The organism is Pontibacillus yanchengensis (assembly GCF_009856295.1).
GTDB classification, from domain to species: domain Bacteria; phylum Bacillota; class Bacilli; order Bacillales; family BH030062; genus Pontibacillus; species Pontibacillus yanchengensis_A.
Genome location: NZ_WMEU01000002.1, coordinates 173485 through 197526, shown reverse-complemented (window position 1 = coordinate 197526; position 24042 = coordinate 173485). Strand labels below are relative to the sequence as shown.

General features: G+C 42.3%; 33 protein-coding genes, 3 tRNA genes and 1 pseudogene. 3 read left to right on the top strand and 34 right to left on the bottom strand.

What is annotated here, in order from left to right; all coding sequences use genetic code 11:
* Nucleotides 1–172 precede the first annotated feature (172 nt).
* The 5 genes from GLW08_RS08170 to GLW08_RS08150 all read right to left on the bottom strand — a co-directional run bounded on the left by GLW08_RS08170 (nt 173) and on the right by GLW08_RS08150 (nt 4061).
* A complete protein-coding gene (locus GLW08_RS08170) occupies nt 173–1168 on the bottom strand; it encodes a tetratricopeptide repeat protein (RefSeq protein ID WP_160848105.1) in 996 nt (331 codons plus the stop codon).
* 301 nt (nt 1169–1469) lie between these two features.
* Nucleotides 1470–1555: transfer RNA gene (locus GLW08_RS08165), tRNA-OTHER, on the bottom strand.
* Nucleotides 1556–1748: 193 nt separating this feature from the next.
* Entirely contained in the window at nt 1749–2231 is a 483-nt protein-coding gene (locus GLW08_RS08160) for a hypothetical protein (protein WP_160848104.1), read from the bottom strand.
* A gap of 14 nt (nt 2232–2245) precedes the next feature.
* On the bottom strand, nt 2246–2836 hold the full coding sequence (locus tag GLW08_RS08155) for a replication-relaxation family protein (protein WP_160848103.1): 591 nt from the start codon (nt 2834–2836) through the stop codon (nt 2246–2248).
* Nucleotides 2763–4061, bottom strand: a complete 1299-nt coding sequence (locus tag GLW08_RS08150) for an FtsK/SpoIIIE domain-containing protein (protein WP_160848102.1) — start codon at nt 4059–4061, stop codon at nt 2763–2765. The genes GLW08_RS08155 and GLW08_RS08150 overlap by 74 nt, the downstream gene beginning before the upstream one ends.
* A 312-nt stretch (nt 4062–4373) precedes the next feature.
* Between GLW08_RS08150 and GLW08_RS08145 the strand changes: the two genes are divergently transcribed.
* A complete protein-coding gene (locus GLW08_RS08145) occupies nt 4374–4595 on the top strand; it encodes a helix-turn-helix transcriptional regulator (RefSeq protein ID WP_160848498.1) in 222 nt (73 codons plus the stop codon).
* Between the two features lie 47 nt (nt 4596–4642).
* On the opposite strand, the gene GLW08_RS08140 is transcribed toward GLW08_RS08145, so the two are convergent.
* The 16 genes from GLW08_RS08140 to GLW08_RS08065 all read right to left on the bottom strand — a co-directional run bounded on the left by GLW08_RS08140 (nt 4643) and on the right by GLW08_RS08065 (nt 13267).
* Entirely contained in the window at nt 4643–5005 is a 363-nt protein-coding gene (locus GLW08_RS08140; RefSeq protein WP_160848101.1) for a hypothetical protein, read from the bottom strand.
* An 89-nt stretch (nt 5006–5094) separates the two neighbouring features.
* Nucleotides 5095–5553, bottom strand: a complete 459-nt coding sequence (locus GLW08_RS08135; protein ID WP_160848100.1) for a phBC6A51 family helix-turn-helix protein — start codon at nt 5551–5553, stop codon at nt 5095–5097.
* Nucleotides 5554–5661: 108 nt separating this feature from the next.
* Entirely contained in the window at nt 5662–7767 is a 2106-nt protein-coding gene (locus GLW08_RS08130) for a phage tail tape measure protein (protein ID WP_160848099.1), read from the bottom strand.
* Nucleotides 7768–7770: 3 nt separating this feature from the next.
* Entirely contained in the window at nt 7771–8130 is a 360-nt protein-coding gene (locus GLW08_RS08125) for a hypothetical protein (protein WP_160848098.1), read from the bottom strand.
* 115 nt (nt 8131–8245) lie between these two features.
* Nucleotides 8246–8563: a hypothetical protein gene (locus GLW08_RS08120; protein WP_160848097.1), complete on the bottom strand. Its 318-nt coding sequence runs from the start codon at nt 8561–8563 to the stop codon at nt 8246–8248.
* An 88-nt stretch (nt 8564–8651) separates the two neighbouring features.
* Nucleotides 8652–9275 carry a hypothetical protein gene (locus GLW08_RS08115; RefSeq protein WP_160848096.1) on the bottom strand — a complete coding sequence of 208 codons (624 nt, stop codon included), beginning with the start codon at nt 9273–9275 and terminating at the stop codon, nt 8652–8654.
* A gap of 11 nt (nt 9276–9286) precedes the next feature.
* A complete protein-coding gene (locus GLW08_RS08110; RefSeq protein WP_160848095.1) occupies nt 9287–9781 on the bottom strand; it encodes a hypothetical protein in 495 nt (164 codons plus the stop codon).
* Nucleotides 9782–10381: a hypothetical protein gene (locus tag GLW08_RS08105; RefSeq protein ID WP_160848094.1), complete on the bottom strand. Its 600-nt coding sequence runs from the start codon at nt 10379–10381 to the stop codon at nt 9782–9784.
* Nucleotides 10381–10554 (bottom strand): hypothetical protein, encoded by a 174-nt coding sequence (locus GLW08_RS08100; RefSeq protein WP_160848093.1) that lies wholly within the window; start codon nt 10552–10554, stop codon nt 10381–10383. The genes GLW08_RS08105 and GLW08_RS08100 overlap by 1 nt, the downstream gene beginning before the upstream one ends.
* 18 nt (nt 10555–10572) lie before the next feature.
* A complete protein-coding gene (locus GLW08_RS08095) occupies nt 10573–11022 on the bottom strand; it encodes a hypothetical protein (protein WP_160848092.1) in 450 nt (149 codons plus the stop codon).
* 131 nt (nt 11023–11153) lie between these two features.
* A complete protein-coding gene (locus GLW08_RS08090; RefSeq protein ID WP_160848091.1) occupies nt 11154–11375 on the bottom strand; it encodes a hypothetical protein in 222 nt (73 codons plus the stop codon).
* Nucleotides 11365–11670 (bottom strand): HNH endonuclease, encoded by a 306-nt coding sequence (locus GLW08_RS08085; protein WP_160848090.1) that lies wholly within the window; start codon nt 11668–11670, stop codon nt 11365–11367. Before GLW08_RS08085 ends, GLW08_RS08090 begins: the two co-directional genes overlap by 11 nt.
* Before the next feature lie 347 nt (nt 11671–12017).
* Nucleotides 12018–12155 carry a hypothetical protein gene (locus tag GLW08_RS08080; protein ID WP_160848089.1) on the bottom strand — a complete coding sequence of 46 codons (138 nt, stop codon included), beginning with the start codon at nt 12153–12155 and terminating at the stop codon, nt 12018–12020.
* Between the two features lie 28 nt (nt 12156–12183).
* Complete coding sequence (locus GLW08_RS08075; RefSeq protein WP_160848088.1) at nt 12184–12396, bottom strand: hypothetical protein; 213 nt, start codon at nt 12394–12396, stop codon at nt 12184–12186.
* Between the two features lie 45 nt (nt 12397–12441).
* Nucleotides 12442–12939 (bottom strand): hypothetical protein, encoded by a 498-nt coding sequence (locus tag GLW08_RS08070; RefSeq protein WP_160848087.1) that lies wholly within the window; start codon nt 12937–12939, stop codon nt 12442–12444.
* Between the two features lie 88 nt (nt 12940–13027).
* Nucleotides 13028–13267, bottom strand: a complete 240-nt coding sequence (locus GLW08_RS08065) for a hypothetical protein (protein ID WP_160848086.1) — start codon at nt 13265–13267, stop codon at nt 13028–13030.
* A 637-nt stretch (nt 13268–13904) separates the two neighbouring features.
* Here GLW08_RS08065 and GLW08_RS08060 point away from each other — a divergent pair.
* Nucleotides 13905–14363 (top strand): hypothetical protein, encoded by a 459-nt coding sequence (locus tag GLW08_RS08060; protein WP_160848085.1) that lies wholly within the window; start codon nt 13905–13907, stop codon nt 14361–14363.
* 596 nt (nt 14364–14959) lie between these two features.
* Here the strand turns inward: GLW08_RS08060 and GLW08_RS08055 are convergent.
* Nucleotides 14960–15142, bottom strand: coding sequence for a hypothetical protein (locus GLW08_RS08055; RefSeq protein WP_160848084.1), 183 nt, complete (start codon nt 15140–15142; stop codon nt 14960–14962).
* A 164-nt stretch (nt 15143–15306) separates the two neighbouring features.
* Here GLW08_RS08055 and GLW08_RS08050 point away from each other — a divergent pair, with 164 nt between their 5' ends.
* A complete protein-coding gene (locus GLW08_RS08050) occupies nt 15307–15558 on the top strand; it encodes a helix-turn-helix domain-containing protein (RefSeq protein ID WP_160848083.1) in 252 nt (83 codons plus the stop codon).
* Between the two features lie 239 nt (nt 15559–15797).
* On the opposite strand, the gene GLW08_RS08045 is transcribed toward GLW08_RS08050, so the two are convergent.
* The 12 genes and pseudogenes from GLW08_RS08045 to GLW08_RS07995 form a co-directional block, all read right to left on the bottom strand.
* Nucleotides 15798–16355 (bottom strand): site-specific integrase, encoded by a 558-nt coding sequence (locus tag GLW08_RS08045; protein ID WP_160848082.1) that lies wholly within the window; start codon nt 16353–16355, stop codon nt 15798–15800.
* 442 nt (nt 16356–16797) lie between these two features.
* Nucleotides 16798–17421: a tyrosine-type recombinase/integrase gene (locus GLW08_RS21850; protein WP_237458371.1), complete on the bottom strand. Its 624-nt coding sequence runs from the start codon at nt 17419–17421 to the stop codon at nt 16798–16800.
* Nucleotides 17422–17844 (bottom strand): annotated as a pseudogene (locus tag GLW08_RS22405) (phage integrase SAM-like domain-containing protein); the annotation flags it as partial. It lies immediately after the preceding gene.
* Between the two features lie 167 nt (nt 17845–18011).
* Nucleotides 18012–18085, bottom strand: a tRNA-Arg gene (locus tag GLW08_RS08035).
* A 27-nt stretch (nt 18086–18112) separates the two neighbouring features.
* Nucleotides 18113–18186, bottom strand: a tRNA-Gly gene (locus tag GLW08_RS08030).
* Between the two features lie 115 nt (nt 18187–18301).
* Nucleotides 18302–18829 carry a YfcE family phosphodiesterase gene (locus tag GLW08_RS08025; RefSeq protein ID WP_160848080.1) on the bottom strand — a complete coding sequence of 176 codons (528 nt, stop codon included), beginning with the start codon at nt 18827–18829 and terminating at the stop codon, nt 18302–18304.
* 12 nt (nt 18830–18841) lie between these two features.
* On the bottom strand, nt 18842–19435 hold the full coding sequence (locus tag GLW08_RS08020; protein WP_160848079.1) for an XTP/dITP diphosphatase: 594 nt from the start codon (nt 19433–19435) through the stop codon (nt 18842–18844).
* 15 nt (nt 19436–19450) lie between these two features.
* Entirely contained in the window at nt 19451–20209 is a 759-nt protein-coding gene (rph, locus tag GLW08_RS08015; protein ID WP_160848078.1) for a ribonuclease PH, read from the bottom strand.
* Between the two features lie 143 nt (nt 20210–20352).
* The gene (locus GLW08_RS08010) at nt 20353–21447 is read right to left on the bottom strand and encodes a GerMN domain-containing protein (protein ID WP_160848077.1); all 1095 of its coding nucleotides are present in this window, start codon (nt 21445–21447) and stop codon (nt 20353–20355) included.
* 718 nt (nt 21448–22165) lie between these two features.
* Complete coding sequence (racE, locus tag GLW08_RS08005) at nt 22166–22963, bottom strand: glutamate racemase (RefSeq protein ID WP_160848497.1); 798 nt, start codon at nt 22961–22963, stop codon at nt 22166–22168.
* 16 nt (nt 22964–22979) lie between these two features.
* The gene (locus tag GLW08_RS08000; RefSeq protein ID WP_160848076.1) at nt 22980–23459 is read right to left on the bottom strand and encodes a MarR family winged helix-turn-helix transcriptional regulator; all 480 of its coding nucleotides are present in this window, start codon (nt 23457–23459) and stop codon (nt 22980–22982) included.
* 268 nt (nt 23460–23727) lie between these two features.
* Entirely contained in the window at nt 23728–23952 is a 225-nt protein-coding gene (locus GLW08_RS07995; protein ID WP_036816533.1) for a helix-turn-helix domain-containing protein, read from the bottom strand.
* Between the last annotated feature and the right edge of the window lie 90 nt (nt 23953–24042).

Sequence of the window (24042 nt, the reverse complement as noted above, 5' to 3'; positions counted from 1 at the left end):
TAATACATTCATTGTGTATAATGGTTGTTTCGTAATCTACATACAAAAGAAGGCAGTGTATAAATTGCAACCACCTTATTATAACATAATACTTTCTGCTTTCAACAATCAACCATATGATGATTCCATTAATAGAAATACTGAATGCATTTCACTAAAAAAGCATATTGCATTATTCATCTAATACAGAGAAATAATGCACTTCATAGTATTCAATTTGTTGTTTCCATACATCCACTGAATCATCTGGTATTGAGGATGCCATAGGAAATGGTTCATTCTCAAGTTGTAGATATGTAGAACTTAATTCAAACAAGGCTTTGGCTATAGATGGTAATTCCTTATCATTTGGCATAATCGGAAATCTCACGTACATATACCTAAATAAAAGTTGTTGAATAAACTCATATAAGGTTGGATTATTTTGTTCCACTTCATTTAATAAGTTCAATATATGTATAGATGATGGGTGAGCAAGGATATCTGATAGCTCACTAGGATTAACTACGAGCGATTCTCCAAGTTTTTGTACCTCTACATTTCTTTCTACTTGTTGCTCTTGCATCCATTGCAAAAGTGCCGTTTTAATGACAGGTTGAATATGTTCTTTTTTTAAGTATGGAGCTACATCATTCAAATAAGGCTGAATACTTGTTTTTCTTAATTTAGATAAAAGTTGCCATTGCGTTTTCACATCTTCTGTATCCAACGCTACCAAAAATTCATCTAAACTTTCCATATGTTCCGTTTTCGTTTCATCTACTTTTAGCTTTTCAGTAATATCATATAGTTGCCAGAATTGTTGTCTAAGTTCTTGCGGGATATCATCTGATTTGAAAACTTCATCTAGTAAATCAATTAGCTCTTCGTATTGACTTGTCTGAAATAAAACAGTTAAGTATATATGTAAGTATTGGAAGTAGTGACCATCATCTAACTTCATTAAATCACGGCAAATTGTTTCTGCTTCTGTGTACCTACCTAACTCCATCAGCGCAATTAATTTACCAGTCAGCACTTCTGAATTTGCAGCTTCAAATTGTATTAACTGATCAAAATGTTCAAGTGCTTCTTCATATTTTTTTGCCTTCAAGGCTGCTAGCCCATTTTCTTCTAAAGATGTTTTCCATTTCGGAAATATTACGACATCTGCTTTTTCTTTGGTCATGTTGTCCCTCCCCTCATTATTTGTTTTGATTTTCTTTTATCATATGTATCCATCGACCTAGTATTCATCATTTTCCAAATACACGAGCTCCTAAATATACATTCGATATGAAGATAAAAACTCCTTTTTTCATGTTGAATGTTTCACTTATCTTCACCTGAAAACATCATAACATTCTTTAACAAAAATATATATTAAGAATACTTATTATGAAGTTACGAAGTTCCAACCAATAATCCTAAATAAAAAGAAGACATTAGGTAATCAACCTAATGTCTTCCTTTCCATTCGTAAAACGAAGTGTCCCAGGAGAGATTCGAACTCCCGACCTACGGCTTAGAAGGCCGATTTTCTTTCGCGTATGTAATTCCGTTTACCATTACGGACAATCAAACGGTCATTATGACGGGCTTTATCGGTGGTCAAACCGATTTTACAAAGTCTCACGGATTCCCTACGAGTCTCACGTTCGAGTCGTTTTGTGTATTACGTACACTATTCTACCCGAAGGATGTCGAAAGTACAACCGTAAGAAATTTCCGCGTTTCTTCTTATTGTATACGTAGTCTGTACGTAGGACTTAACCGACCGCTCCGCCGATACCTACGAGTAGTTGCATCATTAACGGCATTAGCTGGACGAGGATATAGCCGATAGACGCGTTTTGTATGAGCGATATTCCTTTGTCCTTCTGATTTATCATAAATAGCAACGCCCCACCCGTCAGCATTACGAGAGCTATCGGATAACTTAGCGCCTGTATCATATCGACCAACGGCTGGAACGCTTGAACGATCTGCTCCTTCGCCTTGCCTTTCACGTAGTCGACCGGCCCGCCTTGCACGGTAACTGCTTGCGCCGAGGCGTGAGTTACGAACGCTTTGCCCGTAATGCTTACCGCCGTAACTCCGGTTGCTAACGTGGTTAAACTCGCCTTTAACCCGTGGGCCGCTGCGTGACGATTAAACCTCGCTATTTCCTTTTTTAACGTACCCTCTCCGCTTAAGAACTCCGAGACACTACCCACCGTTTGTACTTTCGGTTGAAATAAACGCTTAGCCATACTAAGCCCTCCCTTTAATGAAAGTCTGCGATTGTAAATATCTGATGTTCCATTCCGTCTAACAATTTACTTAACTGTTTTTCGCGATAAGCCGTCGTCGTTATCCAGGTGAATATTGGATGCTTTTGGAATACGCCGAGCTCGATTAGTTGCTTATAACGCTCGATTTTCCCGCGGTTCTTACTCATTTTCTGCGTGTGATCGACCTCGATAATATGGTATTGGTTGTTTCGCGTAAAAATAGCGTCGGCAATTACCTTCACGTTGCCCGATACCTCTAGCTTAACCTCGTTCTTCCACGTAGCCGGAGAACCGAACGCGATGTATAAAGAGTTACGCATAAGGTAATGCCGGGCTTGCGTCGTCTTCTTAAATGCTTTTTTAGCGTTAACTCGTTCGCGGCCTTCCTTATTTAAGTAGTAGACGTTCTCGCCGTCCCGAAAACTTGATAGGTACGGCGACATATCTTGGAGGATTCTTTGCGCGTTCCTTGTACTGCCTAAGTCATGTAAGGCTTGAAGTTGCGATCGACTAAGATAATGCAGTTTCTTCAACGATAAGAGTATGTTTTCTTCGCGTTGTTCCTTTTGTATGACCTTGTTCATGGCGTTTCCCACTCTCCCTCTTAGCTCGGATATTAACGTGCGGTTGAATGGTTTTCTCGATGAATTTATTTTCGATATAAGGCGTCTGTATGACGGTTTTCTTATGCGCTTTATAAATCGCCCGCCCTTGTATTAACGGCAGCTCCTCCGCTCCGCCTTCGTCTAGCACCGCTCGACTCGCTATCTCCGTATCTAGTACGAAGCATAATCGCGTTATACAATTCCGCTTCACCTGCGAGCTTACCGTTTCTCTCGTAGGATATTGAGTCGCGTACAACAACCGGAAGCCAGCCGCCCGACCTCGCCGCGCTATGTCCTTCAGAATCTCCTGGCATTTATCGTTGTCTGCTATGTCCGCAGCTTCGTCTATGACGATGAAATGGCGGTCTTTTATACCCGCTTCTTTGACGTCCTCGTAACCGTTAGCTTCGAGGTATTCCATCGTTTTGTTTAGTCGTAGTTGCACCGCCTCTAAGGCTTCGAGCGCTTCTTTACTGTTCTTCGCTACTCGATCGACTTGCTTAACGTTTTTGTAGCGACTAAATGAAAGCCCGCCTTTTAGGTCGATTAAAGAGAACGATACATGTTTCGGCTGCTTATGGATAAGCGTCGTAATAATTACCTTTAAAGCGTTCGATTTTCCGAAGTCAGTAGTTCCGCCGATAATCATGTGCGCGAGTTTATCGAAGTCATGCTTAATTAATCGGCCGCCTAACGCTACGCCTATCGGAATTTCCCACGTCTTCACCTTATCGAATAACTCCTCGGTGTACTCGAACAACTCCGGCAGGCCTTCGTTATAAACACGGAATTTCAGCATACCGTCGAACTCTACCTCGACTGTTTTCCGGAGCTTTTGTCGCTTCTCAATTACCGCTCTTATTTCGGATAATAAATCGCCTCGCCAGTTAACCTCCTTAAAGTCGGAAAGTGCGAGGTCTAGGACGCTTTTCTTTATGTTTAAACCGTCTTGAAAATGGTCGAGTTTATTCCGGAACTCTTTCGCAGACAGCCCTTGCGGTATTTGGAAAACATACTCCGTATAGCCGTCCTTTTTTGAACGCCGATGGATCCGGATAGTTTTGCCGTCTTTCGCAACTAAGCCGCAATTCTTTGCTATATTCTCGATTTTCTTCTTATCATTCCCGCCTAAACCTGCTTGATAAATGTATGTGTACCCGAGCAAACTTCCCATCGCCGCGCTTGATAGGATTTCTACAAACATCGCTCCACCTCCTCAAAGTATCTCAATAAGAGATAGTCCCTCCTAAAACGAAATCCATTTAACCTATTAACCTCCGAAATTATACGATTCTTAACTACGTTTTAAGCTGCAGCCTGCGCTATTTAATTCGAATAGGTAAAACGTAATCTGTTTCGCCAGCCCCTTCGCAATTTGTTGTGCATATTAGAACGTATTAGCCTCCGCTTGTACATTATTCACACTTTTGTGAGAAAATCTCATTTTTGTGAATAAAAATCGAGCTATCTGTCGATGATGGTGCTATACAATTACTTAGGAAAGGTTGAGGTTGCGATGTTCGGTCTAGGGAAGAAACGATCGAGGTTCGGTAAGTTCCTGGATAAGTACGGAATTACACAAGAGGAGCTTTCGAAGGTTAGTAAAGTAAATCGGAATACTATTAGTCGAATAGCTAGCTCTAACGACAATGAGCCTTCTTTTAAAAACGCTAAGAAAATAATTAAAGCGTTGAATAAAGAAGGATACAATGTGGATTACGAGGACTTTTGGGGATAAAAAAAAGCGGGCAGCCCCGTTAAGGACTACCCGCCGTTTGCGTCTAATTAATATTCCTCGAAAGCTTCTACGACTTCTTTATTTTCGCCGTGCATTAATAAGATTAAATTCCCGTTAAGTGTAACTGGAGTCCCGTTCATAGCTTCTTGTTCTTTTATTACTTTAAATTGGTCAGCCCCTTTGTCAAACTCATAAAGTTCGATTGCAGTACCTTCCACATCTAAACCGAAGCCATTCTTCGCCCCTATCATCTGAAACATTTTATCCTGCTTTTCGTCTGCTACCTCAAGCCCCACGTCTTTAAAGTGCTGCTCGATACCATCTAAACTTTTAGTTTCCGCTGCTCCTCCACTACACGCGCCAAGAATAAAGAGCCCGAATAACGTTACAATCACCATTACTTTTTTCATAAATAACCCCACCCCTTTACCATATTTTACTAACTATGTATAAGCATAAATTAAAAAGACGGAGGCTGCAACCCCCGCCACAATAGTTTTTAGTCGTCCTTTGTCGTTTCTCCTTCGTCCGTTTTGCGGCTTTTGAAGCGTTCAATTTCCGCTCTAATTGCGTCGGTATTGTGCTTAGGACTTTCTTCGACGTGTAAAACCTCGGACTTATCGACCAGTTTCGAGAATAGCTTATAATACAATTCTAACCCTTTCACGCTCGGAAGCCCGTTGTTTTGCCCGTGACCACTAATTAGCCTCATAAGTTGCGCATCTGCCAAAGAACGATAACTCGCTAAAGTCAGCTCGCTTTGAGCGTCCATGTACGTAACGAAGTCCGGATTCTTTTTATATCTGAAAAGTGTCATGCGTGAGATTCCGCACTCGTCCGCTATTTCTTGATGTGTTTGCTTCTCCTCTCTACCTGCGAACTCGTTAGCTACTAATAGATTGGCCGCTTGTATTTGTTTACTATCAAGCCTTTTTTCTAATTCTTTTATTCTACTCATTATTTATACCTCCGTATTTATTGTAGTTTCTAGCGCCGAATAGTCGGATATATCCCGATAAAACCGCCGCTTTTATAAGGTGCTTCATTTATTCCTCTCCTTTGTAAATTAAATGCTAGCCATTCTTGCCCCTTTTCTTTCGATAATCTTAGACATTTCGTAAAGAAGTTCCTCGGCGTCCTGCTTCGTATTTCCACGTCCGGTGTAGTTAACGTTAAAGTTGTACGTATTACCACCTTCTCCACCGTTTCTGTCTTCCTTAGCTTCTTCCGCCGTTTGTACGCGTTCGCCTTTATGCAGTCGAGCAACGTAACCGTCATATGGCACTCTTTCAAGCCCGGCTTTGTGGCTTCCGTCTACTTGCACGCCTCGCGCAGCCATCGGTGAAAGCCCTTGCGATTGTGCGACGGAGTCCGGAATTTGCGGTGCGGATACTTTCGGAACAATCGGCACGTTAACACCGGGGATCGAATTAATCTTACCTATCATTCCGTTGATTTTTTCGATTATCGTATTAATAGAGCTTACTACCGCAGACTTAGCACGGTAGAAAACGCCTTCCACAAAAGAACCTACTTGTCCGAAAGCCGTTTGTATTCCGCTCCATAATTGACCTGCTTTTTCGGTAATTTTCCCCCAATTCTTATAAAGCAGAACACCAGCCGTAACTAGTAAGGTAAGCGCCGTAATAACCGCTCCGATTGGATTCGCTCTCATAGCCGCGTTCAGACCGTGTTGTGCGGCCGTAGTAGCGAAAGCAGCCGCTTGATACAACAGCATAGAGTTCTTTATCGTACGAATAATAGATAACGCCGCGAAACTGACTCGTAACGTTGTAGCAGCCGTAGCCACTCCGACGATGATGTTTGATACCAACGGCCAATTATTAATAATCCAGTTGGCTACCTTCTTCGATTGGTTGTAGACATCCGTAAGCGCGTCCTTTGCCGTATTGAACTTTTGCTTCGCCGTTTCGAAAGCGTTCGACCAGCGAACAACTTTTTCCGTTCCGCCGTCTGCTGCGCCGAATACCTCCGTAAGCTGCTTAACGCCTTTTACGTCTTGCCCCGATAAAATAGCAAAACCGGCGGTCAATACACCTACAAAGTCCTTCGCGTCCTTCGCAAGTGAATTTAACCCCGGCTTCATTTGGTCGAATATATCTAGCGCCAGCCCGTCAAATGCGGATTTAAGCTCGCGTAACCTACCGCGTAAGTTGTCGTTCATGGTGTCCGCCATTTTAGACGCGGCACCGTCGGCATTTTTGAATTTCTCCGTCATTTCGTCTAACTTTCCGGATCCTTGCGTCAATAACGCCGCTAGTCCAGGGCCCGCTTCTTGTCCGACTAGTTTCATGGCGTCCGCTGCCGTAGCACCGGAGTCCTTCAACGTCTTGACTATATCAGACAAGGAGTGTACCGCTGGATTGACGTCTTTTGCGGAAAGTCCTAATTCTTTCAACTTGTCCGCCGTCGAGCCGGTAGCCGATTGTAATTGCGATAACATTCCTCGCAAACTGCTGCCCGCTCTACTCCCCTGTATTCCTGCATTAGAAAACAGGCCTATAGCTGACGCGGTTTCTTCGAGCGAAATACCGAGGCCTTGTGCTATAGGGGCAGAATAGCTAAGGGCTTCGCCCATCTGTCCGACGGAAGTATTCGCGCTCGCTGCGGACTTAGCAAGTACATCTGATACATGGCCCATTTCCGACGCTTCCATGTTAAACCCGGAAAGCACGTTCGAAGCAAGGTCGGAAGCTTGCGCTAGGTCTAATTGTCCGGAAGCCGCTAAGTCTAGCACTGACGGCATAGAGCCCATAACTTCTTTCGTATCCATGCCACTTTGCGCTAAAAACGCTTGCGCTTGTGCTGCTTGAGTTGCCGAGAACTGCGTTTGCTTGCCGAGCTCCTTCGCTTGTTCCGTCATTGCCGCCATTTCTGCGGTAGTAGCGCCAGTTACCGCCTTAACTTTATCCATTTCCGCCTCGAAGGTCATGCCGACTTTGGCTGCGTAACCTGTCATCGCAATTAACCCTGTCGATAACGCTGCTACACCTCCGACGGCAAGGTTCTTCATACCGGAGTCTAACGCTTTCATTCTTCCGGATAGTCCTTCGGTCTGTCTTTGCGTTCTTTTAACTTGATCTGTTGCCTTCTTTAATGGTCTTGATAACCTGTCCTGTAGTTGTAATTTAGCTGTTAAATCATAACTCAATTTTTACACCTCCTCAGTTTCGATAATTTTTAATACTCGTTGTTCAATCTCGCCGACTTGTTTAGCGACATCGAGTAACCGTTGAGACTGCTTTCTTACTTTTTTGTGCTTAGGTTTATACTTGTGGATTGCTAGTCGAAATTGTTTTAACGTGCTATGAAACTCGATTGTTTTCTGTCCTAGTAAAGATACTTCTTTCTCATCGAAAGCACGAAGATCTTTACCCGCGTTGTAGAGTATATCTAGTTCGCGCTTGGTCTCCGGTATTGTGCGTTGACCTGTAGACAATTCGTGTAATGGCTTTTCTAGCGCGCTTATTTCATCGATTATTTCTGAAATCCTCGCTTTTTTGGTTTGTTCCATACGTCTTCACCTCGCTTTCTGCATAATTAAAAGACGCCCCTAGTAGTAAGGGCGCCCGTTAGGAGGACATATTAGCTCCGGGTAGCTTGTCAGACTACCGTTCATCGCGTAAGTTTTACCGTAATCCTTTTTGCTTAATTAGCTGGTTTCTTTCGATTAACCTTTGCTTCATGGCCGCGTATAAGTCCGCGTAATTCGTGTACGTAGCCTCTCCTTTTTCCGGACCATCTTCCGTAAGAATTTGCTCGTAACTGACCGATTTACCGCCTTGCACCGACTTAGCGCGGTCGTATAGGCGATAAAGTACGTCGAAACTAATATTATAGTCCGACAAGTCTACCTTCGATAAATTGGCGCCGGAAATCTTAGACATTACCTCTTCGTCACCTTCGAAAATATAATCGCCCTTTGCGTTTGTTCTAATGTTTAGCACTATTCATCCGCTCCTTTGTTTTTGGTATATAAAAATCGCCACGCTCCGAGGTGGCCGCTACCTCTTCATCGCGTGACGTTCGTTCTAGTTATTCGTATTTGCTGAATTTACCTTCTTTCACTGCTCGCTGTATGTCGGCCTCACTTACCGCATACTTTTCGCCGTCTGTGTGCTGGTGATCGCGATAACCCCACGCAATTTCACGTACGCGTGGAAAATCATCGTTTGTAATTTGATGATTGACCTCTAGCCCGACGTCCGAAATACCTTGTTTAAGGTCGTTCTCTAAATCTCGATACGCAACTACCGCCAATAGATAATCACGTTTTGCTTTTTCGATTGCGTCTAGCACTCCCGGAAGTTTTTCGTCGTATTCTTCTTTCTTTTCCTGCTTCGCAAACTCCACCGCTTTTTTACCGATTGCTTTCGTGTCTCTGCCGAAACTAAGACGGCCTTCTTTGTCTTGGAGACTTTGCAGCTTCAACTTTGCCGAGGTGATTTGCTGCTTTAAATCGGTTTCTGTTTGTAATGCTTTATCCGATATATCTAAAGTAGTTTCCCGTTGGTGCTCGGCGAGCTTATTTTCTAAGTCAGCTATTTCCGTTTGTAGGTCTGCTTTTTGTTTGCGAATATTTTCAGCTGCTTGCGTTTCTTTGTCCTTAATTCCGTGGTACTGTTTTAACGCTTGCTCTAAGTTTTTAGGTTCTGCCATTTTAACCTCTCCTATTTTATAATTTTTGTTGGTGCTGTTATTCGTAAAAACCAAAGGTCCAACCGCCCGCCTATCGTTCTCAACCTCTCTAGTCGATCCTCCGCTTCATCGAGTGCCGTAGCTTCGTCTACGCTCATACCGCCGTCCACGTCCTCGGTAATCTGCGCGAGCTGGTACTTCTCGAATCTCCGTAAAGCTCGTTCGGTGGTTTCCTTTAAAGCCGGATATAGAGGCGTCGAGACTTCCGGTAGAAGCTCGTAACCTACCGCCTCGATAAGCCCTTCGTCTAGCTTGACCGTTAAATCGACCACGCCCTCCGTTAGTTTAGCTGATTGCCTTAACGCCCGACGTAAAGCGATATGACCGCAATAAGTACGGTCGGATTTCCGCTCGCCTAGCGCAATAATAGAATCGGAGTGCAGGACGCCTTCGAAATTTGAAAGCGCCCAGGTGAAAACTCCGAATTTATCGTCTTCAACGTACGTACAAGTGAGTGTGTATTTCATTTACTTACCTCTGATAGTTCCGTAGTTTATTAGTTGTAATTGTTGCGGTTCGGTTATACCTTCAATTCCAGCTTTTGAATCGCCGTATATAACAGACTTATTTCGGTACATAGTTCCCTCAGCTCTTTCATCGAAGAAATCACCGAGTAAGTTAGTATATCCGTGGATAAAGTCTCTACCTTCGTTATTTATCTCGTAAAAACGAGCTAGGCTGTCTTGGTACTTCTTTAAGGCTTCTGCTGTTTCTTGCCTTGCTTGTTCGAAAGCCTCGCCTTTTTGTTTCTTTACGTCTGAAATTAATTGTTGAATAACCTTTTCTTCTAAATCTTTAATGACGGGGTTTAAAGTTCTTTCGTCTTCTCCCTTTCTTCTGTTTAGTACGTCTTTTGTAGCCTCCAAAGACTGAATTTCTTGCTGGTATTTGACTTCCTCGTCTACGGAAACGCCTTCTTCAATAGCTTCTTGTTTTTCTGTGATTTGTTTGTCGGTTTCTTCGATTGCCATATCAAAACCTCTTAAATTTTCCGAGAGCTCTTCTTTTCTAGATTTAAGTTCCTGAGTTAAACTTCTTAAGGTTGCTGATTGTTTGAATGTAGTCATTATTGATCGTCTCCTTTTAGATGTTTTTTAACTTGCGAATAAAGTGACCTAGCTTCTTGGTTGCCTGTGGTTCTGCAAATATTTTCTAATTGTTTTAAATTTTCCTCCGATACGTACTCTCCGCCGTGAAATTTATTTTTGATTTCGTATAATTCGTGCATTGGATTTCTCATTAAAAATCTCTCCCTTTTTTATTGAATTTGGTTTATTACACTTACTTTACGTTTTATTGCGTCATTCGCTAATAACTCGGCCTCTTGCGTGGCTTTGTTCCTGCGGTCAAACTTTTTCGCTTTAACTTCTACGCCGTAACTCTCGGCCTGCGGCGTGATTTGCCTGACAAACGCCTTATTCCGATTAAAAACGGCTTGCGCGCTGTGGAATATGACTAACTTCGTACCTTCCGGAAGCTCCGAAATACACCGGGACATCACGGCCCGACACGCTTGGTTATACGACGATAAGTCCGGCTCGTCGAGGTATAACGACGCCACTTTTAATACTTCGTGCTCCGTTTTGCCTTCCGTGGTTTTATGTTTCCGTACAAACTGGACGCCAGCCGCGATTACGCCGCTTTCTTGCGACTTGGTAAAGGCAAGCGTACAATAAACGACTTCATGCTCCCCGTACTTTCCGTCCAACTCACCCGCCCCTTTATCCGTTTATTTCTGTACTATATACGCAGATTTTTAAAGAAATTGGCGTAAATAAAAGACGTTCTTTCACTCGCTAGGGTTATAGTTCCTACAAAGATAAAAACGCCTGTACGCCTTTATTTATTCGATTTTTCGACCGTTACGCCGAACGCATTTTCAGCAACCCGCCTTTTGTCCGCTGGTATCTTAAATTGAACGCCCTTTAATCGTCCTCTGATAAAGTAGTCGGCCATAATCGACCAATCCTTTTTGCTACGCTTTATATTCCGGATGAGGTCGCGGTCTTCCGTATAGCCTCCGAGCCAACCAGGCTCCATCCGCCAAAGTTTATTCCCCATTCGCCTCACCACTTTTTAAGAGCGCGTATGCTTCGTCTATTTCGTACTTACCGTCCGACATAACGTATAGATAAGCCGCTAACTGGTCTAAGGAGCCAGGCGCTTCGCAATAATCGGCCGGAGCGTGGTTATGCTTACGGAAGTTGCAAGCGTTATGAGCTATTACAACGTTATGAATCTCGTTCGTACCGCCTTTTGAATACGGAATAACATGCTCGACCGACCAATCGTTTTCTAACTCCCCGCCACAATAAACGCAACCGTGGTCTACCGCAGCGTCGAACGTCTCCTTCAACTCCTCGAAAGTTAAGGTATCGTAAGCGCCCGCCGCTTTAGCCCTCGCTTTAGCAACGTGGAAAGCCCGTCTTAATCTACCGTTTGGAGTGTTGCGGTAGCCTGCGTTTGCTTGCTTCTGACAAATACGGCATTCCTTGCGGCGACCGTCCGTCTCCGAAGCGCGTTTATTAAATTCGGTTAGCGATTTTTCCTTTTCACAAACTACGCATATTTTCGTGTTATCCTTAGCCACAACGCAGCACCTCGTTTCCTTGCTTTACCTCTTCGTTAAGGTGCTTTAAGTCCTCGATTAAACCTTGTAATTCCTCAGTCATTTTTCTATCCAATCCAATCCCATCCTTTAAATTAATTTTTTAGATTTAAGTCTTTTTGTAACTCTTCAACTGCTTGGTCTATTTCTCTATGAACGTATTTTTTACCGTTCTTTTGCAAAAGCGCCAGTCCGATCAGATATAGCGCTAAGTTATGTGTGCGATCCTCCATCCAATCCCTCCAATCCGATTAAGTATTTTTATTCCTCTAACCGGTAATTTCCACCGAAAGTAAATTTAACGGCCTCATCGTAAGCCAACCCCTCGACTATCTTTCGTACTGCGTAGATGTCCGAGGTCTGTTGCGTACTTCTGTAGAGCACTTCGCCTGTTTCGACGTCGATAACTAACGTCGTAAGCTCACTATCTGCTGAGTAGTGTTGCGATACTTTGCAAACCGTTTCCTCGCTCATTTCGCCTCACCTCCTTAAAAAAGAGCATAAAAAATACGCTTTACATTAAGCGCTCTTAAATAGGATTTTTATTCCGTCTAACTTTTCACCGCTACCCGCGTAGATTACGTTAGGGTTAACCACGATTTTCTTCTTTCTTGCGTCGTCCTCACATTCAAAGAAGCCAAAAACACGCTGACCTTCGTATTTAACACCTCGTAATGCCTTCGTCAGTTGCTCCGCCTTTGAATAGCCGAGTTTCTTTGCTAGGTCGGCTGTAGTCATCGGCTTAACGTTGTCTTTGTTGTATTCCTCCGCATTGTGGCAGACGATGTTATAGTTAAAGTTAATGTAAGGTAGCACCGCGTAAATTAATCCGAGTTGTTTGATAGTTCGGCCGTTGTACATCGCATATAACTCGCGGATAGTTTTCCGATATACTCGCGTGTATTGCATGGCGCCGGCTACTTTCTTAAAATCCTTTTCAGCTCCTCGGTAAAATACGCTAGGGTTAACTCGGATTGCTCCGGTGTTATCCTCGTTTAATATGCCGAGGTCGGTCAACTTGCTGAAAAACTCGCTGAATTTGCTACGGCTTATGTCGAGTAATTTTTCGAGAACTTTACGGTCGATCCTAACACCGTTACCGTAACTAAGCTCGCCGCCCTGCCATCCGACGTATGTGCCGATAAACATTAATCGAGCTAGGTCGGATTGTGTTAAGTCCGGAAAACGTTCGCTCATATCTCGCTGCATTTCGTAGAAAGCAAAAATGAAGCCGCCGTTTTCCTTGTGGTGCGCTTCCATATCGCTTTTTTAATTCTGCGGATAACTCCTTAAATTCTCCTTCTAATTGCTCGTACAAATCCGTTACAGCTTGAATATAGCCCATATCTTATACCCCCCACTTAATAACTTTTTTATATTGTTCTACAGCATACTCGTAAATCATATCTAATAAATTCTCGTCGCTTGTAGAACGTACAAGCCTCGCCCTAGTGGCGGGGTTTTTTATTTACGAAAAAATTACGCAAATTGCGTTACGCTTCCGCAGTATATACGGAGGTAATAGTAGAAGGGCGGAAATAAGCGGGGAACTTCGTTCTGAGATCAGCCGGGCAAAAACCGCCCGCCGCCTTCGTCATTTCATTCCTTGGCCTATACCATTTTCGGAGGTATTACTATTCGGAGTTAAGTTCTTCCGTAAGGTGGTATGTGGCGGACTGAATGAGTGAAACGAATGAAGGACGCATGAAACTTAAAAGGTTTTACCTCTTTCGACTATTAGCGTTATATACGTAATAAGATACAGACCTTAAGATATCCGAGTCACTTTAAAAATCGCAGTTAATCGCCCAAAACCCTTGATATAGAGGCGTTTATTTGCGAAAATGTCCGATTTTTACTGTTCCCGAAAAAGGGGGTAAATTGGCGATTTTGTTCCCGAAAAAGGGGGTAAATTGGCGATTTTGTTCCCGAAAAAGGGGGTATTTTTTGCGGTCCATAATTAATCGAGGAGGAGAAACGTTATGCAAACGAAAACGACGCAAGCAATCCGAGCTTTATTCCGATTTTGGCAGCAGAATCTAGGCGAGGGGAATCCGGCGGTAAGAGTTAAACAAGCCTCGGACTTCATAGCGGAATGGGAGAATCACGTAGACTTAGCGAAGAAAATCACGAAGCACCCGGCCACGCGGAAGAAAATGCGCGAACGAAATTACTCGATCCTGGACGTATTAGCCGATTATATAATTTCGGCGGACCAGGTAGCGGAGAGGCGCGCGGAGTACACCGTCTATAACCCCGATAAGGAATACAACGCGCTTGTGAAGCCGAAAAAGGACGGGACGGAATTATCGTTATTAATGGACGGAGAGCTAGAAGCGGACGAGGACGACTCCGGTATTTTTCAAGCTCCGCCGTATTGTGTGTTGGAGTACGACGTAAAGCCGGACTTGCCTCCGCAAAAAATCAGAAAAAATTCGTGAGTTGCGTGTACGTTCGGAGATTAGTTTTCCACTTAAAAGTAGAGAGGAAAATTCGTTAAGCGTTTGAACATTTTCAAAATTTGTATCGAGGTATATGAGGAATCGTGAACTAAATCCTTCTTAGTGACCTGTAATATGAGAATATGTGAACAATCTGCTCTTAACTTAGCTAGAGCAAATGACAGGGGTTATTTAATTAGAATCGTAAACCTACTATCCATAAGACGGGCTATGTTTGGAAGAGGGCTTTTTAGTAGTGAACATAACCTCTGCAAAAAGCGTAATGTAGGGAAGGTATTTTTAATCAGTGAACAATTAAATAAAAAATCACTATTAAAGTAACAGCCTTATGAACCTAACTAGTAGATTTGGCGGCTAGTTATAGGAAGAGGTTTTAATAAATTGGTAACTGCCAAATAAGGCAGCGCTTTTTTTAGCGAAAATACTATAAAAAATTATAGTGAAAAGGGGGAGCGCATTATGGCGATGAACGATTTTCCTATGGATTGTGAGACGTTTTACCAAATCCGAAAAGTCTACCGAATGCCGATGAAGCAATTTGCGGAGGCGCTCGGAATATCAACGGGTTACGTTAATCACATCGAGAAGAATTCCGTTTCAATTTCGGCAGCTCTTTCGTTGTAATAAACGTAATCATCGTCGTTGGCTGCCTCTTTAGCTTTCCGTTTGAATACCTCGTTTTCTCCAAGCAGTCTTTCTACCTCGCCTTTAACATCGTAAGAGATCCATTCAACCTTGCTCGCGTTTAATACTGTCATAATAAAAACCCCTTTTTTTAAATTTAACGAATAAAGTTTATCTCGTTTCGTTATACTTATAATATAACGCAAATAGTTAAACGTCAATAGTTTTATCGAAAAAAGTTTAACGCATGATGTGTTTTAGTGTATAATATAGTTAAATTAACGAGAGGAGCGATAGTATGCCGTATATAAAGATAACGGTAGCGAATATACTTGCGGAGCTGGATATTACGAAGAATAAACTTGCGGTAGAGGCGAAAATTAGGCCGAATACTATAAGCGACTTAGTAAGTGAAAAAGCTAAGGCGATCAATTTCGAAACTTTAGAGCGTATCGTTACTACGTTAAATGAGTTAGCGGATGAAAAGGGAATAAATAAGCGGTACAATGTCGAGGATATATTTCGGTATATATCGGAGGAAACTGAGTAGAGGCGTCCAGCGAGACGTCTTTTTTTATGTCGCCAGCACCCCGGATTGAAATTTATTTCGCTAAATTTTTCCGAGGTAGAACGTACGACGCAAAAGGTTCGCCTGGGTAAAACTTCGAGCGGTCCGGGTTTTTTATATCATATAGTCGGTCTTGAGCCCAGGAATGGGGGTAGAAAGAGGTATGGTTGGGGGTTATGTAAAGGCGGAACACTTGACGAACTCCGCCCGCTTGACTACGTTTACAGCGAGAAATCTTCGAGACTTGCTTCGATTTCTTCGTCTGTTATGCCGATGTATTTAAGCGTTATAGAAGGCGCTGAATGATTGAATAACGTTTGCAACGCAGCTACGTCCTTCGTCCGTTTGTAGTAGTGATAACCGAACGATTTTCGCATAGTATGGCTACCTACGTCATCACGTCCTAACATTTCGGCGGCCTTTACGAGCGTTCTATACGCCTGTGTGGTCGATATATGAGCGTTACCCTTACGGCTAGGAAAGAGATATTCGGCGTCGTCCAGTCCGCTAATATAAGCGTCTATGTCCGCTCTAAGCGCCTGGTTTAAGTAGAACCTACGAGCCTTCCCCGTCTTCTTCTCTCGCTTAATTACGTGGGTTTTATTACGTACATCTCCGACTGTTAGCGGGACTATATCGCTAACCCGTAAGCCCGTGTTTATTCCGAAGCTAAATAGGAAGCGATCCCTCTCGGAACAAAAGCGCCTAAGCGCCCATTTCATCTCGTCTATTTCCGCCGAAGTGCGTAAAGGTTGAACGTTTTTCTCCTTATCAGCCATCGTCAATAACCTCCGTTTTCGTACGTTGAATGTACGTTATTATATCGTTAATACAAGTATATTCAATAAACGCCGAGAAGTCAACGTTTTGTATGTACGTTTTTATCCAGTTTCGTACATTCGGCGGGCTAGTTTGCGCTTACCTCCGTTTACCTTCGTCGAGCCCTCGATATTTTGGACCGCCGCGCCCGAGCGCCTCGTTGCAGGTTATACGGAGCAGTCAGCACCACGGACTCATACGTCGGTATCACAGCGTAACTACGGACTAACCGCGAACTCCCCCGCACATTCCCCGCCATTCCTCCGTAGTTACCCGCAGCCTACACGCCTTATATGACGGGGTTTAACGTACTTATCCACAGGATTAAACGGAGGCAATCGGAAGTAAACGAAGGTGTAATTTTACACTTTATTCCGATGTTACACGTAAAAAAGCCGCCCACTATGAGCGACTTAAATAACGCCGTACTGGCGAGTGTTTATTGTGTTGTTGCTTAATATGCTCGCGGTCCATCTGTACGTATTTCCTCGTTGTTTTGATGTCTGCATGGTCCACGATTTTCTGTAAGGTGAAGACATCGCCGCCCGCTAGTAGGTAATTACGACAGAATGTATGCCGGAATTGGTGCGGGTGTAATCGCGGTATATCTAACTTCTTTTTTAGTCGATTTAACCTTCTCCGGAAAGCGTCGTCTGTAAAGGGCTCGCCGTAAGCGTTCATGAAAATCCGGTCGGTATCTCCGAAATATAACTGAGACTCGGCGTGTAAATCCCTTAGACGCTTCGCTACTTGGTGCGTAATAGGTACGTCCCTATATTTGCGATTCTTAGCGACTTGAGAAGGTACGGTAATTTCTAACGACTTAATGTCGATTTGCTCTATCGTTAAATTTACGGCTTCTGATATGCGTAGCCCCGTATCTAAAAGTAAGAGCACCAGCGTCTTATCACGCCACTCTGCGAACTGTCTCTCGTCATAATATCGGAGTATCTTATCGACTACATCGTCGGATAGCCCTTCTACCTCGTCTTCTTGATCGGAGCGAACGGGTTTAACGTTCTTCATCGGATTACTTTCGATCATACCCTCCGCATACCAAAAGCGACACATCGTTTTAAGCGTTCTAAGACGCATATTAACCGTATTAGGAGATAACCCTTTCGATACCTTTTCGCGCCTCTCATCGCCTTCATACGCCTTTCTATCACGCAGTAAATAGTTAACATACTTACGGATAAGCTGCGAGGTTAACTCGGAGATATAAAACGCCTCACTATCTACGAAGGTTTTTAGATATTCGATATGACTCCGATAGTCCTTAATAGTGCGCTCCCTAACACCTTCGGCTTCTTTCGCTTGAATAAAGATTTCTAACGCCTCTTCAATCGTATAATCAACCTCGTTAAATTCTGTACGTGGGACATCGGTACTCCGTCGGACTCTTTGACCGGCCGTCGGACGCCTCTCTCCCACAAACTTTCTCGCCATATTAAAAACGCTCCCTTTCGCTGACTCTAGTGAGTCCTACGTAGGGAAGCGTCTTAGTCCGACATACATACGAAAAATCCCGCCATTACGGCAACCATTTCGAAAACAATCAACGGATCATTATTCGATGGTCAAACGCCGTAATGACGGGATATCATACGCGAAAGTGTCCCAGGAGAGATTCGAACTCCCGACCTACGGCTTAGAAGGCCGTTGCTCTATCCTGCTGAGCTACTGGGACATTTTATTATTAGTTTGTATTTATGTATGGAGCGGGTGATGGGAATCGAACCCACGACATCAGCTTGGAAGGCTGAGGTTTTACCACTAAACTACACCCGCAATTGAAAATCTCTTATGTTATAGTATGTTTTTATCTTTTGCTTCGTGTGTGAAGCGAACAAAAATAATTATATGAATTTATAAGCAAAATGTCAATGGTTTCAGGCAGAAGAATTTAATCTTCTGCCTGAAAATCTGCAGTATAGGTCAAATCCGGTATAACTACACCTTGATCTGTAAAGAATTCTACCGTAACGACAGAGGGATCCTCCCAGTACAGGGTTGCATATGTTTTCTCGGTAATCCCCCTTGGTAAGCGAATGCTTCCTGGGTTAATAAATAACTTGCCGTCTACCATTTCCACTCCAGCAGTATGCGAGTGACCAAAGCAAATCACTTGAGCTCCAAGTTCATCTGCACGGTAAGACAATGGCATTAGAGTGGATTTTACACGGAATAGGTGTCCATGCGTCACAAAAAATGTTAAATCACCTATAGTGAAATCTAATTCTTCTTGATACCGTTCATCCATATCACAATTTCCTTGCACCTTTTGAAACTGATTCATTGCTTCATCATCAAAAGGTAACTCTGAGTCGCCGCAGTGGATCATGCTATCCACTTCATCTGAGTGGCGATCTTTGATTTTCTGTACTTCATCTGATAGCCCATGACTATCACTAATGATTAATACTTTTGGCACGGTGATCTCCCCTTACGTTAAAATGTTCTGGATGGAGGTCTCCATTTGTTGTATCGCTCTACTACGATGGCTCATTTGATTTTTTACATCTGAAGGGAGTTGCGCAAACGTTTCCTCATACCCTCGAGGGATAAAAATAGGGTCATAACCAAATCCTCTATCTCCATAGGATTTCGTCGCAATCATTCCCTCACACGTACCTCGTTCAAAAATCGTTTCTTGACCTGGTATTGCTAAAGCCAGTGCACATACAAACCTTGCCTCACGATTCTCAATGCTCTTTAATTCATCCAGTACCTTTTCAAGATTACGATGATCATCTTTGTCTTCTCCTGCAAACCTTGCAGAAAATACTCCAGGTCTTTTGTTTAATGCATCAACTTCCAAACCAGAATCATCTGCTAGCACTGGTACCTGGAGTAAGTCTGCTATGGTTTCAGCTTTTAATTGAGCATTTTCTTCAAATGTCGTGCCTGTTTCCTCAACATCTGGTATATGCGTATCTAGATCATTGAGAGAATATGTCTCTATACCATATTTTGAAAACATTTCACGAAACTCGTTTACTTTCCCTTGGTTCTTAGTGGCCACAATCAATTTTTTCATTACACATTATCCTTTTTAAGAAGATTGATTACGGTTACGATCTATATGGGCTGTCCATTCTCCCATGATTTCTTTTTGCTTATCAAATAACTCTTTTACCCCTGACTGTGCTAATTCAAGCATTTTCTGAAGTTGTGTATAAGAGAACGTAGCTTCTTCTCCTGTACCTTGTAACTCAACAAATTCTCCATTACCAGTCATGACTACATTCATATCTACTTGTGCTTCTGAATCTTCTTCATAGCAAAGATCCAATATCTCACTTCCATTTGATAATACCCCAACAGAAGTAGCTGCGAGATAATCTTTAATTGGTAGTTCTTTTATCGTACCATTTTCTACTAACTTCCCAAAAGCCAAAACCATAGCCACATAGGCACCAGTTATAGATGCTGTACGTGTACCACCATCTGCTTGGATAACATCACAGTCAATCCAAAGGGTGCGCTCGCCAAATTTCTCAAGGTCCACCACTGCTCGTAACGCACGACCAATTAAGCGTTGGATTTCCATTGTACGTCCAGAGACTTTCCCCTTCGATGATTCACGAATGTTTCGCTGTTGAGTAGCCCTAGGTAGCATTGCATATTCTGCTGTAACCCAGCCTTTCCCTTGACCTCTCATAAAAGGAGGGACACGATCTTCAATACTTGCATTACAAATTACTTTTGTATCACCAACGGTTATAAGTATAGACCCTTCAGGGTGCTTTACATAACCTGCTTCCATATGTATTGGTCTTAGTTCATTTTCTTTACGTTCATCCGTTCTCATTACTTGCTCCTCCTTCATCTATCCTTGCTCATGGTAACATATTTTACAGCGAAAGTTTAAATAGAACATGATTAGGAATAAAAAAAGAGGCTAGTAAATTTTAGCCTCTTTGTCTTCATTATATTATAACCCATTTCATTCATTTAAAAACTACTTGTGTTTACCATTTGAGGTCGGGAAACAGGTTCTGCAATAACTGAACCTTCCTCTGAGAATACTTGATCAAAATTCTCAACCTTAACTGACACTGCTTCTACCCCAGGTTGTTCAGTAAGAGATAGAACTAAAGAATCCATTACTTTAGTTGATAATATCGATTGATCTTCAAAATTACTAAGTACATTTTCATTAAATGTCAATGTAAGAACCCCATCTTCATAGGATGGTTTATCCATAAGCTTTACGTCTTGATTAAACACATTCAACAAGTTCAATTGGTAATCAGGACCTTCCACCAAAGATTGAACAATGGCTTCATACATATTATCTTCTGAAGCATCAATTCGTTTTGTTACTGGTACATAATAATACTGATCGTCATGCTGTGCTGGATAATAGACTGTAACAGATTCACTTTTAGTTAAATCTGCAACATCGCCAACATGAATATTTATACCATTTGCTCTTGAATATCCATCAGATATCGGTGTACTATTCACCGGCATCACATCTGTTTCGTAGCCATTAATTTGTAATTTTATTTTGTTCACACTATCGAATTGAGTCAGAGTGTAGGTTAATGACTGCAAAATTTTCAATTCATCCTCAGCACGATAACCTGTAAATTCTTTAGACACATCGACTACAAGGGTGCCATCATCTTTCAAGTTCAATCCATTCACTTCAGTTCCAGCAGGTAATACCGCTTGGAATCCACTAGGAAGCACCTCTGTCACTGGACCACCTTTTACTAAGTATTCAAGAACTTGTTGGGCTACTTCGTTAGACTCTGCTTCAGGTAATGGTAAGGTCTGCGGAACTACCATACCATTCTCATCTAACAAGTATAATTGACGATCAACTGTTTCGGAAACAACAACCTCTTGTTTTTCTTGATTCGTGTTTTCTGCATTTTCATCAGAAGAAACATTTTGCTCAGCATTCTCTCCTGCCTGCTCACTGACTTCTTCTGGTGGAGTATCCATATCTTCTAACGATTGTTCCCCTTGAAAAACACACCCCGATAGCAGTGTGACACTTGCAAACATACCCATAAATAACATAGCACGCTTTCGCATGTTTTTCGCCTCCTATGATGGTTTGTACTACCATATATACGAGCCATAAATAAAATTAGACCAGCTTAGGCGAAATTTTATGAGCATGCATAGTTTTACTTAGCGTTCGAAATATATTTAAGAGGTGATGGGTCCGATACTTGAAAAGTGGAAGGGGGTTACGGTGAAGCAACTCGCTTTCCTGCGGGCGAGCTGGTGAGCCTTCACAGACGCGCGGCCAAATGTTGTATGTCTCCCGAAAGAACATATAAGCCCTTATTTTTAGTAAAAATCCCTCTTTGGGTAGATCTTACGGACAAATAAAACTTTATTTTTTACAAGCAGCTAACTAAATGTTCATTAGCTTTCTTGCCAAAGAATTTTTTGTTATGAACCAATTGTTATACTAGAACTTACTAGGGTGTAGACCGTCAGAAGATATTCAAATACCTCAACCTCTCTAACTTCGCAATGTTTCCATTTCTCCCAACATCGCAGGAGGTGGCCGTGGAACAAGGAGACTCTCGCCGGCAGGATGCCAGTTGTTCCACGGCCACCTTTAATCTACGGAAACATCCCACTCCCCCAAACTATCTCTATTCCAAGTCTTCAAGATTATGCCTCTATTCTTGAATAACACATAATTGGGCATTCCAGTGTACGAAGCTAAGAAAATGGTTAATATAACATTCCACCAAAAACAATCTGCCACCTTATAGATAGCAGATTGTTAGTAAAATTATAGTTCAATTACTTCGATGAATCCTATTGGTTCTTCAAACCATTCATTTGCTATTTTTTCAAAAAGTTCTCGGTCACCTGTTGCATAAAATTGATGCTGAGGAATGCGGTCACCATAGTAAAGAGTTTGATAGTAATCTAAGATAACACTTACTTCTCTAGCTGTTTCATCGCCAGAACAAATAATGGTGATTTCTTCTCCCATTACCTCTTGAATCGTATCCTGCAAAAGCGGATAGTGTGTACATCCTAATATTAATGTATCAATATGATTCGCTTGCTTCATCGGTTCTAAAGTTTCTGAAACCACATGCTTCGCCCTTGGCCCTGTAAAGATTCCCTGTTCTACCATTGGCACAAAGGATGGGCATGCTAAATCATTCACAAAAATATTCGGATTTATATGCTTAAGCGCATTCGTATAAGCTTTACTATCAATTGTCCCCTCCGTACCTATTACACCAATATGTAGGTTCTCAGAGGTTTTAATAGCAGCTCTTGCTCCTGGTTGAATAACCCCAATCACAGGAATATCCAACTCATTCTTTAACTCTTCCAATGTGAACGCTGTAGCTGTATTACATGCAATGACTAGCATTTTGATATCTCTATCAAGTAGAAAACGAACCATTTGCCATGTATATTTTACAACTTCATCCTTTGGCCTAGGACCATAGGGGCATCGTAAAGTATCCCCTAAATAAATTAACTCTTCGTTAGGAAGTTGTCTCATTAACTCTTTAGCTACGGTCATTCCGCCTACTCCTGAATCAATAACTCCTATAGGTCGGTCCAACATCTATCGCCTCTTTTTATGAATTCTCGTTGTTCGCCTGATTTTCTTGCTGAATCACTGTCATTTCATCATGCATAGAGTTTAATAGACCACGAAATAAATCGATTTGGTCACCTGAAAAACTTCGTAGCACATGTTCTAAATACGCCTGTCGTTTTTCAATCACCTCATGAATAATCGATTCACCTTTCTCCAGAAGGTGAATTCGAACCACACGGCGATCATTTGGGTCTCGTACACGCTCTACTAGCCCATTCTTCTCCATGCGATCCACTAAATCAGTAGTAGTGCTACACGCAAGATGTATTTGATTCGATAACTCTCCTATTGTCATATCACCTGATTCCAGTAACCATTGTAATGCTACAAATTGTGGAGGTGTTATAGGATAGTGATTTAAGATTTCCCTTCCTTTTTGCTTAATAATTCCTGATATATGCCGTAATTTTTTTTCTATATCGGCAATTTTATCTTCTGTGACTGTACTCTGATTCAAAAGGCTTTCCTCCTCAAAAAATCACTCAATAAATTAATTGTTACGGTTTTTACTGAAAATTGCAAGAACATACTGTTGTTTAAGTCGGTAATCTTTATCGAGTAAACGCTCACACTTTCTTAAGGTGGTTAAGAAAAGCTCAATCATGACTAGTGATATACCCATTACGTATATAATTTTAATTGCAGTAATCATTTGTTCCATCAGAAGGTTTAAACTTTCTGAAATTGAAATAAAAACCGACTTCCCGTAGAAAGTCGGCCCTCCACTATAGCTTGAGTTCCCCCATGCGAAGGAGCTCAACAACAGCCTGAGAACGCCCCTTAACGCCCAGCTTTTGCATAGCGTTTGAAATATGATTTCGCACAGTCTTTTCTGAAATAAAAAGTTCCTGGGCAATATCTTTCGTTGTCTTGTCTTGCACTAGCAATTCAAAGACTTCTTTTTCCCGTTTCGTCAGTAGTTGCTTCGGCTTATAGTCTTTCTCCTTCAAGCATTAACCCCTCCTTGCTGACATAGAGCTGCATGAACGAGGGTAGTTATTTAGTCTTTATATCTTATGAAGGTGTAAGCGCAGCCGTTC

Bases quoted from the DNA above. Each gene is read 5' to 3' on its own strand.
- GLW08_RS08125 (WP_160848098.1), bottom strand. From the start codon at position 8,130: ATGGAACAAACCAAAAAAGCGAGGATTTCAGAAATAATCGATGAAATA.
- GLW08_RS08100 (WP_160848093.1), bottom strand. From the start codon at position 10,554: ATGAGAAATCCAATGCACGAATTATACGAAATCAAAAATAAATTTCAC.
- GLW08_RS08080 (WP_160848089.1), bottom strand. From the start codon at position 12,155: ATGGAGGATCGCACACATAACTTAGCGCTATATCTGATCGGACTGGCG.
- GLW08_RS08055 (WP_160848084.1), bottom strand. From the start codon at position 15,142: ATGACAGTATTAAACGCGAGCAAGGTTGAATGGATCTCTTACGATGTT.
- GLW08_RS08020 (WP_160848079.1), bottom strand. From the start codon at position 19,435: ATGAAAAAATTGATTGTGGCCACTAAGAACCAAGGGAAAGTAAACGAG.
- GLW08_RS08115 (WP_160848096.1), bottom strand. From the start codon at position 9,275: ATGGCAGAACCTAAAAACTTAGAGCAAGCGTTAAAACAGTACCACGGA.
- GLW08_RS08090 (WP_160848091.1), bottom strand. From the start codon at position 11,375: ATGGGGAATAAACTTTGGCGGATGGAGCCTGGTTGGCTCGGAGGCTAT.
- rph (WP_160848078.1), bottom strand. From the start codon at position 20,209: ATGAGAACGGATGAACGTAAAGAAAATGAACTAAGACCAATACATATG.
- GLW08_RS08170 (WP_160848105.1), bottom strand. From the start codon at position 1,168: ATGACCAAAGAAAAAGCAGATGTCGTAATATTTCCGAAATGGAAAACA.
- GLW08_RS08160 (WP_160848104.1), bottom strand. From the start codon at position 2,231: ATGGCTAAGCGTTTATTTCAACCGAAAGTACAAACGGTGGGTAGTGTC.
- GLW08_RS08145 (WP_160848498.1), top strand. From the start codon at position 4,374: ATGTTCGGTCTAGGGAAGAAACGATCGAGGTTCGGTAAGTTCCTGGAT.
- GLW08_RS08150 (WP_160848102.1), bottom strand. From the start codon at position 4,061: ATGTTTGTAGAAATCCTATCAAGCGCGGCGATGGGAAGTTTGCTCGGG.
- GLW08_RS21850 (WP_237458371.1), bottom strand. From the start codon at position 17,421: ATGAAGAACGTTAAACCCGTTCGCTCCGATCAAGAAGACGAGGTAGAA.
- GLW08_RS08140 (WP_160848101.1), bottom strand. From the start codon at position 5,005: ATGAAAAAAGTAATGGTGATTGTAACGTTATTCGGGCTCTTTATTCTT.
- GLW08_RS08045 (WP_160848082.1), bottom strand. From the start codon at position 16,355: ATGGCTGATAAGGAGAAAAACGTTCAACCTTTACGCACTTCGGCGGAA.
- GLW08_RS08065 (WP_160848086.1), bottom strand. From the start codon at position 13,267: ATGGGCTATATTCAAGCTGTAACGGATTTGTACGAGCAATTAGAAGGA.
- GLW08_RS08155 (WP_160848103.1), bottom strand. From the start codon at position 2,836: ATGAACAAGGTCATACAAAAGGAACAACGCGAAGAAAACATACTCTTA.
- GLW08_RS08110 (WP_160848095.1), bottom strand. From the start codon at position 9,781: ATGAAATACACACTCACTTGTACGTACGTTGAAGACGATAAATTCGGA.
- GLW08_RS08135 (WP_160848100.1), bottom strand. From the start codon at position 5,553: ATGAGTAGAATAAAAGAATTAGAAAAAAGGCTTGATAGTAAACAAATA.
- GLW08_RS08010 (WP_160848077.1), bottom strand. From the start codon at position 21,447: ATGCGAAAGCGTGCTATGTTATTTATGGGTATGTTTGCAAGTGTCACA.
- GLW08_RS08060 (WP_160848085.1), top strand. From the start codon at position 13,905: ATGCAAACGAAAACGACGCAAGCAATCCGAGCTTTATTCCGATTTTGG.
- GLW08_RS08105 (WP_160848094.1), bottom strand. From the start codon at position 10,381: ATGACTACATTCAAACAATCAGCAACCTTAAGAAGTTTAACTCAGGAA.
- GLW08_RS08075 (WP_160848088.1), bottom strand. From the start codon at position 12,396: ATGAGCGAGGAAACGGTTTGCAAAGTATCGCAACACTACTCAGCAGAT.
- GLW08_RS08050 (WP_160848083.1), top strand. From the start codon at position 15,307: ATGCCGTATATAAAGATAACGGTAGCGAATATACTTGCGGAGCTGGAT.